Source organism: Muribaculum sp. (assembly GCF_029051885.1).
In the GTDB taxonomy this organism is placed as follows: domain Bacteria; phylum Bacteroidota; class Bacteroidia; order Bacteroidales; family Muribaculaceae; genus Muribaculum.
Window position 1 is genome coordinate 1 of sequence record NZ_JAIDKI010000198.1, and the last position, 18,376, is coordinate 18,376.

Genomic DNA, 18,376 nt, shown 5'->3' on the forward strand with positions numbered 1-18,376 from the left:
TCATATAGCTTACCACAATGGCAAAGTCTACAGTTCCAACCGATTTTATCAACGGCCGCCGATTGCTGCTCGCAAGCCATTCTCCACGCCGCCGCGAACTGCTCACGAGGCTCGCCCTTCCGTTTGAAATCGCCGAAAGCATCGAAGTCGATGAAACATACAGCCCCGAAATGCCTGTCGAGGATGTACCGGCATACCTTTCTCAAAAAAAAGGCGACGCATATTGCAGCCAGCTGAAAGAAGACGAGATTGTCATCACAGCCGATACTGTAGTAATAATCGACGGCAAGATTCTCGGTAAGCCTAAGGATGAAGCCGATGCCATAGAAATGCTTAAAACACTTAGTGGCAGAAGCCAGACAGTAGTGACGGGTGTAAGCCTAACCGACTCTACCCACCGCCATACATTCTCGGTAAGCACTGAAGTACGGTTCGCCCCTCTGTCCGACACCGAAATACGTTACTATGTAGAAAAGTACCGTCCACTCGACAAAGCCGGAGCCTACGGTATCCAGGAATGGATAGGTGCAATCGGTATCGAAGGGATAAGCGGCAGTTTCTACAATGTGATGGGTCTTCCGGTACACCGGCTCTACAACGAACTGAAAAGATTCGTAGACTCTATCTGAATTTAGACCCCGTTCCCCAATAAAGTGGGGTGACCGATAACCGGCCACCCCACTTCTTTCATATTTATACCTTAAGCGATTATCTTACGGGGATATTTAGTGTAGCCTTCCGAAGTCCCGATGCGGTCGCAGTGACAGTCACTACACCTGCCGGACTGGCTGCCTCATCGGCATTCATACCCTCAATGATTGCTGTACATCGTCCAGAGAACAGATGCATCCTTGGTTGCTGCAACGGGTCAAGAGATGTGGGGTCGCCATTGGCTGCCGCACGAAACCGTCCCTGTCCTTCTACCTTGAATTCGACAAGTCGCGAATCGGCTGGACAAAGATTGCCATCGCGGTCTACTACACTGACAGTGATATAAGCCAACGGACAGTCAGCATCGGCAGGAGCCACAAGTTCTGTCTGCGATGATGAAAGACGCAGTGCATAAGGCTTCCCTGCCGTACGCACCGTCTGCTCCATTGCCGCACGTCCGGCGTCGTCATAACCAACGACACGTATTTCACCGGGAGTATAGACAACATCATCCCATACAAGCCGGTAACGACGTATCAGTGCAAGTTTGTCACCGGCCGCCTCGGCACTGTCGACTTCTGCTGCCGAAAACTTTCGGCAACGCCCCATGCTTACTCCATTTATCCACAGCTCGCCTTCCGGCAGATCCGTATAGGCGATGACAGGAGTAACCATCCCCTCTCGTCCCGGATGTGTCCAATGAGGAGCGACATAGAGCGTGTGGTCATCCTTACGCCATTGCGAACGGTATAGCCAATATCTGTCTTTGGGTATCGACGCAAGGTCAATTATTCCAAACAGCGAGCTATGGCTTGGCCATGCATCAGTATTGTAAGGCGACGGTTCGCCAAGATAATCGAATCCGGTCCAGACAAACTGTCCCATAGTCCACGGAAAATCATCGGCAAGAGCAAAATCCACCTCAGGGATATTGGCCCACGCACACGATTCCACCTCATAGGCATTGCTCTGATGGTCGGCATATGTGGCAGTACCTGAAATCTCGACAGGCCACTTGTATACGCCGCGCGAACTTACCGACGAGGCTGTCTCCGAACCCAGTACCACACGCTGTGGAAGCATGTCGTAGGCCTCATGATATCGATGAGTACGATAATTGAGTCCGGGCACGTCGAGAGCTGCGGCAAAGCCGTTTTCAAGCGTACATGCCACCTGATCCATTCCGGCGGTGACAGGACGTGTAGGATCCTCCCGATGGCAGATATCACGCAGCCATGAAGCCATCGCCGCACCATCGTCGGAACATTGTGTAGGCACTTCATTGCCAACCGACCACATCACTACCGACGGATTGTTGCGGTAGTGACGGAGCATAGCCACCATGTCACGCTCCGCCCATTCGTCCCAGAAGCGATGGTAGCCGTTGCGGCACTTCGCAATCTCCCACTCGTCAAACGGCTCAATCATCATCATCAGTCCCATCTCGTCGCAGAGTTCCACAAGCTGCGGATCAGGCATGTTGTGGGAAGTACGCACTGCATCGCAGCCCATCTCCTTTAGCATCCCAAGCTGATGCCGCAGAGCATTGCGATTGACCGCAGCTCCGAGAGGGCCAAGGTCATGATGATTGCATACGCCCTGAAATTTGCGGTGCTGTCCGTTAAGAAAGAATCCTCTGTGTGGTATCACTTCTATTGTGCGTATACCGAATCGCGTGGTCACAGAGTCACACAGATATCCCGAAGCATCATACACGCGTGTCACAGCAGTATACAGACATGGCGTTTCCGGCGACCATAGGGCTGGCGATGATACCTCGATATTCTGCTCCACACATCCTGTCGAATCGACATGAGCCACAATATCCGACATACGTCCGGCCGAAATACCCCTCGGATTGATAATCTCCGTGTCGACACGCACACCATCGGCCGGAGAAGAGGTGTTTACTGATGTGCGTATCCTTACGATCGCAAAATCATCCTTGACATGTGGCGTAGTGATATGCACGCCCCATACCGGCACATACAATGAATCAGTAGTGATAAGATGCACGTTGCGGTAAAGGCCGGCGCCCGGATACCAGCGTGAGCTAAACGGCAGATTCTCAAGCCGCACCATCACCACGTTGTCATTACCGTCGGGATTGAGATAGGGAGTGATGTCGAAATGAAAGGAAGCATAGCCATAAGGCCATTCGCCCACTTTACATCCGTTGACCCATACCTTAGCCTCGCTCATGGCTCCGTCAAAAACAAGGGTCGCCATCTTGCCGGGCTTTACATCGATACTCCGGCGATACCATCCGGTGCCCATGTACGGCAGACCGCCGGTACGTCCGGTTTTCAGTGTGGGATGCGTCTCTCCATCCTGCACTACCTGTACAGTCTGGAGATCATTGCCCATATCAAACGGCTGGTCGATGGCCCAGTCATGTGGCACGCTGACACTCTCCCACCCCTTCGACCGGTCGGATTTCAGATCTACATTCTCGATATCGCCACGATGGAATTCCCACCCTTTGCGAAGTGTCACCATATCTCGGGCTGTGGAACTAATGGCCACAAAGCCCAACGACAGCAACAATATTCCGGCTCTTCTCATAAGTAAGTCAGAGTGTGACAGTGGCAGAAAGTGGCAGATTGTCGGAAGAATGGCCTACACGTATTGTAAAGTCGCCCGGTTCTACACGGAAATGTCCGAGGTCCATGTCATAAAAGGCAAAAGCCTCTTTGCCAAGCGTAATTGTGACATGGCGTTTCTCTCCGGGTTTTAAAAATACTTTCTCATATCCTTTCAGCTCCTTGCCCGGTCGTGGTGACGAGCATACGGAATCTGATACATATACCTGGGCAACCTCAGCAGACGGAACACGTCCGGTATTCTCTATGTCAAAATCGACTGTCACACTGTCGGATGAGATACGTGTCACTTTCAGCCCGGAATAGTCGAAGGTAGTATAACTCAGTCCGTAGCCGAATGGATATAGAGGTTTCACTCCAGTACGGTCATATCCACGGTAACCGGTAAATATACCCTCTCCGTAGTCGATACGGGCCGATTCCCAGCGCGGACTGGAAGTCGCATGGTAATATGACGACGACGGATTGTCGCTTTCTGTGCGCTCGATGCTTATCGGAAGTCGTCCTGACGGAGAAATCTTTCCTGTAAGAATTTCGGCAACTGCTTGTCCGCCTTCCTGGCCGGCATGCCATGCCAGCAGAATCGCCGGAACATCATTGTGCCACGATTCCATCTCTACCGCACCTCCTGCATTAAGCACTACAGCAACATTTGGATTGAGGGATGCGACACGTTTGATAAACTTCACCTTGTATTCAGGCAGAGCGAAAGGACGGTCAAAGCCCTCACCCTCCGTATCGCTGTCGAAACCGGTGCACACTACTACATTGTCGGCTCTCTTCAATTCCTTCATGAAGGTATCATCGTCAAATTCCATCATCGCGAAATCAATTTTCGCATCGGATATATTGTCGAAATATTCGATACAAAGATTCAGAGACTGTCCGGCATCGACCGGAAGCTGTATCTCCCGACGGGAGTAAGAATGATTGCCCCAATCGCCTACGACCACATTTCCGTTGACATATACACGATAGCCGTCATCGCCGCCGACCGACAGCTTAAGATTACGCTGACTGTCGGAAGGCGCTAACCATCCTGTCCAGCGCACGGAGAATCCATCGACAGGAAGTGATACATCGGGCGATCCGCTTCCCCAGTCAAATGAAACGACTGAATCGCAACGCACAGTCGCAGGAGTTCCCTCAAAAGATTTATTAGCGAAATACTCGCCGGTAAACCCGCGCGATGTACGAGTGGAGTCGGTCCATACGTCACTGCCCACTATGTCGCGGAACAGAATGTCGTCGGTAAGCACAATAGTATTACGGCGTATCCCCTTCATCCCTCCGGCAACCGTAGTAGTGCGGAATGGACTTACAAAACCACTGCCTCCTCCGGTAGTGACATGGTCGGCATACGGTCCGAGCACCAGGGTGCGGCCCTTCAGGGGAAGCATGCCATTCTCATTTTTGAGCAGAACTATACCGCCACGCGCAGCATCAAGAGCAGTAAGCGACGATGACTGAGCGTCGAGAGCTATCGTGGAGTCGCGCTGCTCACGGTCGAGCAAGCCGAAACGGGAATATGTACGCAGAATCCTTACTACCTTGTCGTCAACAGTAGCCTGCGACACACGCCCGGTCTCGATGGCGTCCTTGAGTTTTTCCTGAGTAAACCATACGGCTTTTGGCATTTCGAGGTCAAGACCGGCATTAGCGGCACCGACAGTAGAATATACCGATGTCCAGTCGCTCATAAGTATGCCGTCAAATCCCCATTCACCCTTGAGTATATCGTTGTTGAGCCAGGCATTCTCGGTGGCGTGCACACCATTGAGAGGATTATAACTGTTCATTACCGCACCGACACCGGCTTCTACAGCTTTGCGGAATGCCGGGAAATATATCTCGTTGAGAGTACGCTCGTCGACCTCACTTGAAGCGTGATGACGGCTCCACTCCTGGTTGTTTGCGGCGAAATGCTTTACCGTAGCCATCACTCCGCGCGACTGCATGCCGCGTATGTATGCTACAGCTGTTTCCGACGCAAGATATGGATCTTCTCCCATGTATTCATAATTGCGGCCGCAAAGAGGTGAACGGTATATGTTGACACCCGGTCCGAGCATAATGCCCACCCCCCTGGCGCGAGCATCATCGCCGATGCTCTCACCTACACGTCTGGCTATATCACGGTCCCATGATGCGGCAGTAAGAATGCCGCAAGGATACAGGGTCGAGTGTGGTGCATGATTGCGCACACCCTGAGGCCCGTCAGCCAGAAGCACTCGAGGGATACCAAGGCGTGGAATCGCACGTATCGAAAACGAGGTTTCACCCGACAGGAGCGAGATTTTCTCATCAATAGTCATTTTGTCCACCAATTGCCTGGCCCGGGCGTCATGGTCAGTCACGCCTGCCGCAAAAAGTGTAGTTGAGAGAGTAGCGGCTGCCAGTGCCGCAGCACATTTCTTATATAGAGTCATGATGTTAAGTAACTTTTATAGATTGTTTCATATTAACCGGTCTGATTATTTCGACCAGCTACATAATATTATTCCATTACAAGATTTACAGTATGCGGGCCTACCATCACCTTGAAATCGCCCGGTTCGAGCATAAGATTACCGTCGGAATCAGGAAACGACAGATGCTTCATCGGGTCGATGACAAACTTGAATGTAGCAGTCTCACCCGGCTTTAGCTCGCGCTTTTCAAAATGCTTCAACTCCATCAGCGGACGTGTTATCGATGCTGCCGGATCGGATATATACCATAATACCGCCTCAGCTCCGGCACGCGATCCGGCGTTGGTCACCGGCACGGTTACAGTAACCTTTTCGCCCTTCTTGAATGTGGATGAGCTCACCGACGGCTCTCCATATACGAATGTCGTATAACTGAGTCCATGGCCGAAAGGATAAAGAGGAGACGATGGTATATCCTGGTAGAAACCCTGGTGGCGGCGAGCCGAGCCACGTCGGTTGTAGTAGATGGGAATCTGGCCGGTAGAACGCGGGAATGTCATTGCAAGTTTGCCTGAAGGATTTACATCGCCCGACAGGATATCAGCGGCAGCGGAACCTCCGGCCGTACCGGGTTGCCATACTTCAATAATCGCATTTGCGAGCGGCTCCATCTGCGAAAGGTCAAGTGGGCGTCCGCTGCTGAGAAGCATCACCACCGGCTTGCCGGTAGCGGCAATTTTCTCGGCAAGCTGAAGCTGTGCTGCAGGCAGGGCGATAGTGCTGCGTGAAGCGTTCTCCCCGCTCCAGCGGCGCTCTTCACCAAGACAGAGCACTACGACATCGGCCCAATTGGCTGTATCGACGGCCTGTGCCAGCTCTTCCGCTGTGGTTTTGTCCAGATCGGCTCCTTTGGCAAAGCGGATTTCGGCCTCAGGTGCAAAACGGTCTACGATACCTTGATATATAGTGACAGTCTCATCATACACTCCATGGCCGTTCCAACTGCCCTGGAGTGCTGCGCTGCTCTTAGATACCGGCCCTATCACGGCTATGCGGGCTACACCCTCGAGAGGCAGAATCCCTGTAGAGTCATTTTTAAGGAGTACCATCGATTCGGCGGCAAGCTGTCGGGCCGCCGATATTGCCTCAGAGCGCATGAATCGGTCAGGATGATTGCCGGTATAAGGATTCTCAAACAGACCGAGCAACATCTTCACACGCAAAACACGACGCACGGATTCATCAAGCAGCACAGGGTCTACCTTGCCTTCATCTATCAGCTCGGCGAGATACTTGTCGTAGGCATGGCTCATCATATCCATCTCCAGACCGGAGTTGAATGCCAGCATACCGGCCTCTTTCTTGTCGGCGGCATTTCCCTGATTTACAAGCTGCTCTATCGAGCCCCAATCGCTCACTACAAATCCCTTATGTTTCCAGCGGTTCTTCAGGATTTCAGTAAGGGTATAATGGTTGGCCGAGCCGGGTATACCGCTTATGTCATTGAACGAGCTCATAAGAGTCAGTGCTCCGGCGTCGACTCCCGCTTTATACGGCGGAAGATATGTATCCCAGAGTGTCTGGGGCGACACCTCGGTATATACATAATCGCGTCCGGCCTCTGAGGCTCCATATCCCACATAATGCTTCAGACATGCGGCTATCGTCGTAGAGTCGGCAAGCGACTTTCCCTGATATCCGCGTACTGTAGCGGCACAGAAAGCGGCGTTGGCATAAGGGTCCTCGCCATAGCCCTCCGACACACGACCCCAGCGAGGATCACGGGCAACGTCAATCATCGGCGAGAATGTCCAGTCGATACCCGACATACGCCCCTCGGCAGCGGCATACGATGACATGCTCTCGACAAGAGGTACATTCCACGAACAGGCCTGTCCGAGCGATATAGGATAAATAGTGCGGAAACCATGTATCATATCGTAACCGAAAATACACGGTATGCCCAGTCGCGACTCTTCCATACACCTGCGCTGATAGGCATTGCGCAGCTCGGGGTTGTCATTATAATATATCACAGACCCCAGTTCGGCAGGAAGTTTTCCCACTACTTTGCCCACATTATTCTCATTGTTATTGTTGCCAAGTGTATACTGGTTAAGCTGCATTACCTTCTCCTTGGTGGTCATACGTCCAAGCAGGTCATTGACACGTATCTCAACAGGCACTGAAGCATCCTTGTAGAGTACTGTCGCCGGACTCATGGCCGACAGATCGGTAACACGCGACGGTTGTTTTGCAGCTGCATCACCCGCGGCCTTGGCAACAGCCACAAGATCGGCATTCATGCCCTCGGGCATATATGAATTGGCAGTCACATCGCGACCTGTAAGAGTCGCATACCATGCACAGGCAGCTGTGAAGCGCCCGAAGCCAAGATCAAGATGGTAGCCGTCGCGGTTCAGATGGTCTCCGGCAAAAGATGTACGTGCATTCTGTATTGCTGTGCCTGAGGGCATTATATACTTAATCTTATACTGACGTGCTGCTTTATTTACAGTTTCTACAATACTGCGGTACATGGAGTCCTGATCGCAGCCGTAATTTCTGAAACCGCTATGACCGGAATCACCGGAATAGGCCCATGTCTGGTGTAGCATAAGCCTTGCCTTTTTAGGCACGCGTGCCTTTACATAATCCTTAAGTTCCGGAAGCCACGCACTCCATGTAGGATAAATGCCTGAAATCGGACTTGACTGTTGCATGCTCACATAGTCCCATGGTTCGTCGGCAAGAGCCCCGGCAATAGTCATTCCTTTGGTCTCTACACGTTTTCCGTCGACCCCGACTTTGCGATACACATAGTCGGGCTTGTCGTTGCGCGCACACTGTACATGACGCTCCAGCGAACATCCGGGAATAAAAAGATTTCCGACAATCATTGTGTCGCCGTCGGCCATTGCCAGCTCATGAAGATGCTGCTCTACAGCGTCTCGCGAAAAACTGTTGCCAACTGCAAGAATACGCAGAGTACGTGCAGCCGACGGCATGACGGCAAGAATAGCAAAAATAACTGAAAATAAGATACGATGGTGTATCATGGAAAAAATATAAGATTGGTTATAAACTATAATACTGTGATTGAGAGCTCTCAAAGAGCGCCATTCTTCTTTGACATATAGAAATTGTGCATCACATACCATGCTTTCTTGCGGTCGCCACGGTCACCGACAAGTCCCTTTCTGTTCCACCCCTCCTGGTTTACAGGATGAAATCGGAACGGAGACCTGAAATCGTAAAGCACCCATGGAGATATACCTGCAAGATTGGGGATGTGTGCCATCATGGCGAGATTGTCAAGATAAAGTCTCTCCTGATACTCCTCGCTCCAAGAGCTAACGATATCCCGACTGCCACTTTGGCCATACAGAGCCTCCCCTCCGAATTCCGATATAAGAAGAGGCTTGTCGGAGGCAAAGTTCCATACGCATTTATCCGGCTCTAAAGGCCAGGGGGCATACCACCCCATATATTTGTTGACAGCCACCACATCAAGAAGCGAAGGTATATTGTCAATGCCGGTAAATGTACCCGACTCCTTGTCGTAACCGACATTATCGAACGCGGCAGTAACAAGTCGCGAAGAATCAAGAGCGCGCACAGTATCTATAAGAGCCTTGACAAAACGGTCGCGCTCGGGAGAGGGACGAGTCTCATTGGCGACACTCCAGAAAGCCACAGCACACCGGTTTTTGTCGCGGGTAATCATCTCTGTCATCATACGCTGCGCTTTGGCCAATGTCGCACTGTCGGTAAAGCTGATACCTTGCCATACAGGTATCTCCTCCCAAAGCAGGATACCACGCTCTTCGGCAAGGCGCACTATATGCTCGTTCTGAGGATAATGGGCTGTACGTATCATATTCACTCCAAGCGCCTCGGCCTCTCCTATAAGCTGTCGGGCATCCTGCAGAGTGCATGCACGTCCGCGGCGCTGGGGTATCTCTTCATGAAACGATATGCTGCGCATAAACTCAGGGCGCCCGTTGACAAGAATTTTTGTACCATCGACTCCGAGAGTACGGAACCCGATGCGCTCTGTTACTGTATCGGACGGTGACGACACAACCACATCGTACAGCACCGGAGCGCCGGGAGCCCAAAGTTTCAATCCCTTTGCACGAAATCTGCCTTTTGCCCGGCCGTCAGCCTCTGTGGTAAGCGTAACCTTACTTTTAAGCGAAGGTATGGCAACGTCTACCGGTATCCCTTCTACAGGCTTCGACAATACCACCTCAGCCTCAACAGTATCGGCTGACCCGGATGCAAGACGTACAGTATAGTCGGCCACATGCTGCTCAGGCAAATCAAGCAACAGCACATCGCGGGTTATACCACCATAGTTCCACCAGTCAAACGCCTCGGCGGGTATTGCATCGGGAGTACGGCGGTTATTAGCCTCGACAACAAGAAAATTTTTGCCGTCGGATGATAGAAAGTCTGTTACATCAACCTCAAACGGTGTGAAACTACCTTCATGTGAAGCAATCTCACGGCCGTTGAGATAGACGGTCGCACGGTAGCTCACACCTGCAAAGTGGAGCACCGAGCGTCGTCCGGGTATACTCCTCGCCTCAAACGGACGGGCATACCATACTGTTCCCTCATAATATTTGAGTTCCGGAGTCTGCGAATTCCAGTCACCGGGTACATCAAGCCGCAAACATCCATTTTCGAATGAATATTCATAGAAATCAGTGTTTCCCTGCGGCGTACGGTTTTTATAGACTTCCATACGGCGTCCTTGGTCGTACAAATCAGGTATCGCAGACCACTTGCCGTTGAGTGAAACATGGCCACGGCCATAGGCGTTGGCTGTCAGACCGGGCTTACCGGCGGCAATTGCCGGCACAAGGAGCGAGAGGAGAACCAGAGAATTAAGAATACGAGGGAACTTCATATATATATTTCGATAAACTTTTTCGGGGTTTGATGTTATTTTTTGTAACCGACTACCCGGTATCTGTACATGGCAAACGAATCGGGATGCGGCATAGTGACTCTGATACGTCCATGCTCAGCCACCGATATCTTAGCCTTCTCAGCATTGCCCAATACAGGAGTAAGCAATACGTCGGTACCCTCCGGAAGCCATGTGTCGATTGTCCGTGCTGATTCATGGGTCGACTCGCGATAGAGCAGCAGAAAACCCTCGGAAGGCGATATGACAGACTGAAATCCGGTAAAAGAACGTCCTGATGGCTCCTCACCAACCGGAAGTATAGTACCTTTGTGGAAATCATGCTGCACACTGTGATACTTCTTTATGAGACTGCCTGTAGAAAATGCCTCCTCAGGAAGATTGGCAGCCTCCATCCAGGCCAGCGGTTGGCCGGCCATTGTAATGGCAAACAGATAGTCAAATGAATAATTGACCGGTGCAAACGGATCGCCCGCCGGATATTTATCGGGATTACGCCACTTGTTGAGGAACTCTGTCTGGAGTATCTCGGCCGGCACATACTTAGAAAGCATCCACAGATTGCGCAGGGTATGATAAGGGTAGTAGTTGCCCCAGTCGGTGTACCGGTTTTCAAGGAAGATATTACCATAACGGTTGAGCATATGGTAGCCTGCGCGGCGTCCGGCGGTAGCGTCAAGATTAAACACAACCTCATTTCCGGTATCCGTCATGACACGGTCAAAAAGTCGGCGCAAACGCTCCTCACCAAGTTTTGAATTTATAGCAAGACCGTCAATCTTGAACATGCGTATGCCATAGTCGCGGTAAAGTCCTACAAGCGTGGCGGCATCTTTTTCCCAGTCGGCGAAATCATCCTGTACCGAAGGGTTAAACCACAGACCGATTTCGATACCAAGCTCATGCGCACGGTCGACTACCAGACGAAGACCGCGAGGATACTTCATAGTGTCTGGTTTCCAGTAATCGGCGTTGCGCCATATATCCTTAAACGAGCCTTTGGCCACTGCCGAGTTGGGGCTTTTGCCATACTGCCATCCGTCGTCAATCTGGAAGTGTGTTATTCCAAGACGTGACGCACGCTCAAGCTCTGCAAGACAGAATGTTTCATTTACCTTTGAGTCCTGGGAACGGTCGCCCCAGGTGTTCATCATCACCATCTCATCGCGGCCCGGAGTTATAATTCTGCGTGTTTTCTGATATGAACGCAATGCAGTCAACGCGTCAAGTTCGCTGCCGCAATATGGAATCATTACAGTAGAGTATGCCTGTGTCCACTTGTTGGGAACGATATCGGCGACACTCAGGCCGGTGCCTGTCACCGAGAAATCGCCGAAATCAGAGAAGAAATCGGCATTGGTATAGGCAAGCTGTGAAGACGAGGATGGTGCTTCCTTAAGCATGATTACACCCGAGCCATTGCCGGTACCGTCACTCACAATGAGGATATTGCCGCGATGCGGAGTGCGCCGATAGGATATAAAATCCTGTGTCACGACAAGATTGTTGTTCCAGTCGGTCACATCACGGAATTCAACGGCTCTGCCATGCCAGTGTGCTCCTTTCAGCCTTATGCGGTCAAGCACCGAAGTAACGGGTTTGACCTTCATTGCCTCCTTGCTCTCTATGTTTGTACGGTCGGCGGCATTGTCATCACCTGCCGGTGAGTTGTCGGCAAGAACCCCGCGAAGGTATGTGTCGCAGGCAATTGCAGACACACCAGGTGTAAGGCGATACACCCTACGCACATCAAGCGGCCCTGCCTTGTACGACACGGTAGCAAGAAACTGCTCGGGAGTGACTCCGTCGGCAGCGACAGTAATAGTGTCGAGCCGGGCATCGGCAGGTGTCGAGCGGTTGACTATGAAGTCGGGAGCCGACGGATCAGCGACAAGAGGCTTGGCACCTCTGACAGCGACACGCGCTGTGGCGAGAGCGCCGTCATGCCATACGAGCACACGCTCGACTGCAGAATTGCCTATGCGCAGGGTATCACCATCAAGTGTAGCATAGCATTCAGATGCCTTCGAAGCCGATGTGCATAATGACAGTATAAACAGAGAATATATGAAACGTGACATGGCTGATTGGGTTATAGAATTTCGACTGTGTTACCACTGTCGCGATATGATGTTGATATAGTCAAACAAGGATTACGCTAACTCTACTTGGCGCCAGTACAGTCGAGAAGCGCACGGGGAGCGGGGAGCAGTTTGTTGGCAAGGTTGAAGCGCTGGTTGTCGGGGAGTTCATCAGCCGGACGTCCGGCACCCTTTGCCATGAGCTCTTTCAATTCAGGAAGATACCGCTGATATACACCGCGCGGAGTGGTATTGTTGCGATAGCATATGCCGGCAGCCATACCTACTACCTCACCCATCATGCCTGTAGTACGCATGACACGGACTGTGCCGAGGGCCACATGACTGACGCTGATGCATCGTCCGGCCATAAACAGATTATCGATATTACGCGAATACAGACAACGGTAAGGCACTGCATAGGGATGGATAAAAATATGATTGGTGGCAGCCTTGAATTCACGACCCGGGAAGTGGCGTGAATTTTCAGGGTCAGGGAAATGGAGGTCGATACTCCATGTGGTAGTAAACGATGCATCCTCATGGGTCACACCCTTGTCGATATCATCCTGCTTAAGGATATAGTCGCCCAGCAGACGGCGGCTCTCGCGTTTGCCGTTGACATACGCCACCCATTCAAGCGAACGGTTACGGAATCTGCCATTGTCCGAAAGTCTGTTTTTAAGATAGCTCCAGTTGGCATATACCACGAGCATACCGTAGTCGCGTATTTTCTCGGCATCCTTTACAGGATCAAGACGCATGCCGGTCTCCCACTTCCACTCGCCCATAGTAAGCCTCTGGCATGTAGAATCGGAGAATGTTATACCATAATCAAATACCGGAAAATTGCTCTTTCGTCCGTCATCCTTGCTGTACCATTGTACTGAAGCTCCCATTACCAACGAATCGGCAACTTCAGGCGCAAGCGGCTCTCCATAGGTAGAGCGCGCCTCGCGGCCTACCGTCCAGTCGGCTCCGGCCCAACAGCCGATAGAGCCGTCGCCGGTACAATCGGCGAAAAGAGGAGCTGCCAGACGCACTCTGTCGCCGGTGGATGTATGGCATACAGTGACACCTTTTATCCTGTTGCCCTCGGTATCTACCGAAACAGCATGATATGGAGCAAACAGAGTGACCAGCTTCTCAGCGCGTATGAATGAATCTTTCTTTTCGTCCTCATAGTTGGCGGCCGGCTGTGCATTGCCTTTGCGACTATGCCCGAATTCTCTAATCATACGTCCAAGAGCGGGATAAGGGCCTATCTCCGAATGTCCGCCAAGATGCACACGTATCTCTGACGAATTACAACCTCCAAGCACAGGACGGTCATTGACAAGAGCTGTGCGAAGTCCCTGGCGTGCGGCTGACACAGCAGCACACATGCCGGCAATGCCGCCTCCGACAACGACAAAGTCAAATTGCTCGGTATCGGGAATGTCGAGTGTCGCCGTTTCAGTATAAGAATCGCCGGGCACAAATCCCGGAGTAGAACTCAGGAGCACGGCATCACACCGCCCGTCGAAACCCGTAAGGTCGTGAAGAGCGATGGTAGCCTTACCTTTTTTCAGAGATACCTCTCCCATGCGCTGCCACTCCCATGCCGAGCCTGTGTCTCCGGCTGTAGATGCAAGCCGTCGTCCGTTGACACTTAAGCGAAATGCTCCCGGTCCCTTACGGTCGGGCTCCCATGGAGAAGTCCAGTTATAGGTACGCACCCAGGCTGCATATCTGCCGGATTCCGGAATATCGACCGTGGTGACAGCATCCTCCACAGGCTTGCCAAGACCATGTGCAATAAGATAGGGCGACCCCATATGATCCATAAACTGCTGGTCGAGGCTCCATCCTCCATGAGAATCAAATGACTCGGCCTGCACAAGCAACTCGGCGCCGAACGCGCCATTGGCAGACAGCAGAATCAAGAGCGTAGAGAGAATATCAGGTATCTTCATTATTAAGAATGTTGTGATAAGTAACTGTTCTAAATTATTTTATGTTAATCATCAGATTGTTTCGATGTTTCTTCTCAAAATTTCACTCTTAAAATAATTTCGACCAGTTACTTAATGTGATTACTTTAAAATGACGTCTGACAACTTGACCCACCCTAACGGAGTCACATTATCCTTTGCGGCAATCTTCAGACCGATTTCATTACCTCGGGTAACATCGACAAGACCGACAGCCCACACATATTTCCCGGCCTTAACACCGTCAAGGGTGATATGCGTAGTATACTCAGTGGGTGAGTCTTTGAGCCACAGGTCGAGACGTGTATTTTTGTCGGCCCATACCTTTACAGGCTCAAGTGTCGATGCATCGAGCAATGCAAAGCCCACCTTATATCTCTGATTCCACTGAGGGATATTGGTCGGGCAGTATCCCCAACCGAGATTGTTCCATCTATGAGTTATCGCGACTTTCTGTCCACGCGCGGCCGACACAGGTATCGATATCATATCGGGATAAAGGCGATAGCCGCCCTCGGCAATGAATTTCTTCACAAGAGGAAATGCCTCCTGAAACCATGACCGAGTCTCGTCATTGATACGGAAATCCATCATATTGACATGTGCCTCGCGTGAGGCTTTATACTCGCCTTCGCGCACATCGATAGCATGTCCCTGACGGTATTCGCCCGAAGGGTCAATCCAATAGCGATGGTGAGCACCGGTAATCCAGCCGCCTTCCATTATGATAGGACGTGTGAAATTCCATTTTTTTGCCTGTTCCTTCTCCCATTCCTGGTAGTATCCTGTCATACCAAACGCATCATGACGGAGCGAGAAACCAAGGTCAACAGCCTTGTTGATAAGCCTGGCTGCATTTTCAGGTACAGCTCCCCAGCCGTCATCGGTAGGGTCTCCAAGCATACGGTGGTAGTGCACAAGCATCGGCACTCTCTTGAAGCAGCTTGTAGCAAGCGACACAACCCATTCAAAAACAGGCTCTTTATTGGCATTATCCTTATAAATCATCGAATGGCTCTCACCCCACTTGCCAAGAGAGTACGCATCAATAAACTCTACTTTGTCGGGATCATCAAACTCCCGGGCCATCGCATGGAAAAATTTGGTATATTTCTCCTGAAACACAGGGTCGTCAGGATAAGGCGAATAATTTTTTCCGGGATTCTTAGGATCATAGTACCCCTCTGCGCCGGCATCAAACACATATTGTGGAGTATTCTGCGCCTGGTCACGGCCATCAATCACCACACGGAAAGCGATACGCATGCCGCGGTCCCATACCGAACGAATCAGTCGCATAAGTCGCGAATCAGGATCATTCCAGGCATATTTTCCCTCTTCCGGCTCGAAAGAAGCCCATGATGTGCGGATATACGCGCATGAAGCATAGTCGCTGACGCGCACTGTATCGCCTGTGGATGTCACCATTGAGTCGTATCCGTTGGCGGTCCAGAAATCAGAGTCCCAGGTACGGCCGAGATACATCACCCATCCAGTCAGAGGATTGCGGAGCGTGCTTGTAGTATCAGGCTCAATGGTCAATGTAGTCATTTCCGAGGCAGCAAACGCAGGCATTGCAGCCAGAAGAGCCGTACCGGCAATAATAGATTTGCAGAATGTTGATAATGGTTTCATTTATATCGTGTTATCGTGGTTACTGAGGTTAAGGGAACGGACATGACAATAGCCCTCCGGAAATTTACACCCCGGATAATAAGCTGTGTATATCAGTTACTTGTTAAATTGTGATTATCGCTTATATTGCGGCGACAATCAGATGAAGTCATGACGGAAGGTCAGACTCCTGTATAGGACGCAATCTTACATCACGTCCATGACGTTCCATGTCCATAGGAACGATTGTCTGGATAGAATTAAGCACCTCGGAAGCTCCACCCTTGAGGTCAAGTTTTCCGTAAATCCTGACCCCTGCAAGAGCTGAATCACATGTCACATTGAGGTCATAGAAAGCATTAAGGCGCTTTACCACCTCGCTGAGAGGCTCGCCGTCAAGATGCAACCTGTAATCAATCCATGCCGTATAGTCGGCCGGGTCGACACTCCGCATGGAAGTAATATTGCCTGCACAAAGGTCGACAAGGTGGTTGGGCCTCATTTTCACACAATTGTGAGAATCAGTGGAAATCTCGACAGCACCTTCCACTAGAACCACACTTGCCGTGGAGTCAGAGGAGTTGCGCACATTAAAGGTAGTACCGAGTACCTTGACATCAAATCCGTTGCTCTCGACAACAAAAGGATGGTCAGCATCCTTGGCGATACGGCAATATACCTCGCCATCTGCATATATCCTACGCTCGGCGCCATTAAAATCAGCAGGGTATTTTACGACAGTACCTGAATTGGCTATAATCACCGAGCCATCGGAAAGTGCAATTTCACGACGTTCGCCGGCAGGAACAGTAACCGTAGTATATCCGGCCTCGGCAAGTGTCGCATCAGAGGCATCGGATAAATCAATCGCCGATACCGGGCGCATAATCCAGAAACACATACAGGCCACGACTGCCACTACTGCGGCCACTGACGCCCATCCAAGTATGCGTCGGCGCACAATCATGCGGCTACGCATCTGTTCTTTGCGAATCTTGTCACGCGTGAGCATCTTGATACGGTCCACATCAACATCATTGCTTGAACGATAATTGTCAAGAAACATGTCGATACGGCGGTCGACCGTGTCGTCGGATATATTTCGGTTATGTAGATTGTCGTAATTCATATTTATGTCTCTATAATATATGACGCACCTTCCCGGCGAATCTATAGGTTAAAAACGATATTTTTTCTAAAAAATTTTCATCACGTCGGGAAAATACGGAATTTCCATAGTACATTCGGGGCATTCTGCTCGAATGACACCTATCAATCATGTCTGAGCACACGACGAAGAGCGTCCATAGCATAGCCGACATGGTAACTTACGGTGGCCACCGTAATACCAAGCATCGATGCAATCTCCTTGTATGGCATACAATCTATTTTGGCCAGATAAAACACATGGCGGCATCTGTCAGGAAGCGACTGTATTGCCTTGTCGAGCAACGATGCATCCTCCCGGGAGATTATCTGCTCGTCAGGAGAAGGGACTGTGTCCATATCAAAGTGTATCGTCTCATCAATAGGCACACCTTCCGGACATGAATTGGTATGGCGCAAGGCTGTCACTGCCTTACAGTAGGCAACCTTTCTCATCCAACTCTCAATCGATGAAATCTCGAGAAGTGACTCTCTCATTTTCCATACTTCCATAAACACGTCACTGACAATCTCTTCCGCTACCTCTCGCGAACGGATTATCCCTAACGCATAACGGTATAGCGATGGAGAACAGACATCCATAAGCGTGTCGAACGCACGCTCATCGCCACAGGTGATACGATAGATAATATTAGCTTCCATTCACTAATCAACAGTCCTTTAGAGATTGTTTAAAATCTCTTAGTAAGGTATGAAAAAGTCACATTCACTCTTCAAAGTTAGCTCTTTTATTGTACATATTCAAACGTATGAATATTTTTCCAAAATGAATTACAAAGCGCATATACATATACTCAATGCTTTTTGTTGCCGACATCTCCAAATGGCCTTTCTGACGACAAGAGGTTATTACACCGCACATTAAGAGCTTGTTTAATAATAAATGTTACCGTCAGGGCGGTCAATCGTCGAGCATATTTTCGCTTGTGATGAGGGA

Annotated in this window: 10 protein-coding genes; 1 reads left to right on the forward strand and 9 read right to left on the reverse strand. The window is 50.7% G+C overall.

The features are described from left to right. Positions 1-17 precede the first annotated feature (17 nt). Entirely contained in the window at positions 18-629 is a 612-nt protein-coding gene (locus K2I50_RS08280; RefSeq protein ID WP_301025865.1) for a Maf family nucleotide pyrophosphatase, read from the forward strand. 79 nt (positions 630-708) lie between these two features. Here K2I50_RS08280 and K2I50_RS08285 read toward each other — a convergent pair whose 3' ends face one another. The 9 genes from K2I50_RS08285 to K2I50_RS08330 all read right to left on the reverse strand — a co-directional run bounded on the left by K2I50_RS08285 (position 709) and on the right by K2I50_RS08330 (position 18,081). Beyond that, a complete protein-coding gene (locus tag K2I50_RS08285; protein WP_301025866.1) occupies positions 709-3,216 on the reverse strand; it encodes a glycoside hydrolase family 2 TIM barrel-domain containing protein in 2,508 nt (835 codons plus the stop codon). Between the two features lie 7 nt (positions 3,217-3,223). Further along, positions 3,224-5,683 (reverse strand): beta-glucosidase, encoded by a 2,460-nt coding sequence (locus tag K2I50_RS08290; protein ID WP_301025867.1) that lies wholly within the window; start codon positions 5,681-5,683, stop codon positions 3,224-3,226. A gap of 68 nt (positions 5,684-5,751) precedes the next feature. Then, positions 5,752-8,826 (reverse strand): glycoside hydrolase family 3 protein, encoded by a 3,075-nt coding sequence (locus K2I50_RS08295; protein ID WP_526022970.1) that lies wholly within the window; start codon positions 8,824-8,826, stop codon positions 5,752-5,754. Then, positions 8,775-10,583: a glycoside hydrolase family 2 protein gene (locus tag K2I50_RS08305; RefSeq protein ID WP_301025868.1), complete on the reverse strand. Its 1,809-nt coding sequence runs from the start codon at positions 10,581-10,583 to the stop codon at positions 8,775-8,777. The genes K2I50_RS08295 and K2I50_RS08305 overlap by 52 nt, the downstream gene beginning before the upstream one ends. Positions 10,584-10,618: 35 nt before the next feature. Continuing rightward, positions 10,619-12,685 (reverse strand): alpha-galactosidase, encoded by a 2,067-nt coding sequence (locus K2I50_RS08310; protein WP_301025869.1) that lies wholly within the window; start codon positions 12,683-12,685, stop codon positions 10,619-10,621. Between the two features lie 83 nt (positions 12,686-12,768). Beyond that, complete coding sequence (locus K2I50_RS08315; protein WP_526022971.1) at positions 12,769-14,634, reverse strand: FAD-dependent oxidoreductase; 1,866 nt, start codon at positions 14,632-14,634, stop codon at positions 12,769-12,771. Positions 14,635-14,760: 126 nt separating this feature from the next. Next, positions 14,761-16,293, reverse strand: coding sequence for a DUF4832 domain-containing protein (locus K2I50_RS08320; RefSeq protein ID WP_301025871.1), 1,533 nt, complete (start codon positions 16,291-16,293; stop codon positions 14,761-14,763). Between the two features lie 148 nt (positions 16,294-16,441). Continuing rightward, positions 16,442-17,401, reverse strand: coding sequence for a FecR family protein (locus tag K2I50_RS08325; protein WP_301025872.1), 960 nt, complete (start codon positions 17,399-17,401; stop codon positions 16,442-16,444). Between the two features lie 143 nt (positions 17,402-17,544). Next, positions 17,545-18,081 (reverse strand): RNA polymerase sigma factor, encoded by a 537-nt coding sequence (locus tag K2I50_RS08330; protein ID WP_301025873.1) that lies wholly within the window; start codon positions 18,079-18,081, stop codon positions 17,545-17,547. Positions 18,082-18,376: the final 295 nt, after the last annotated feature.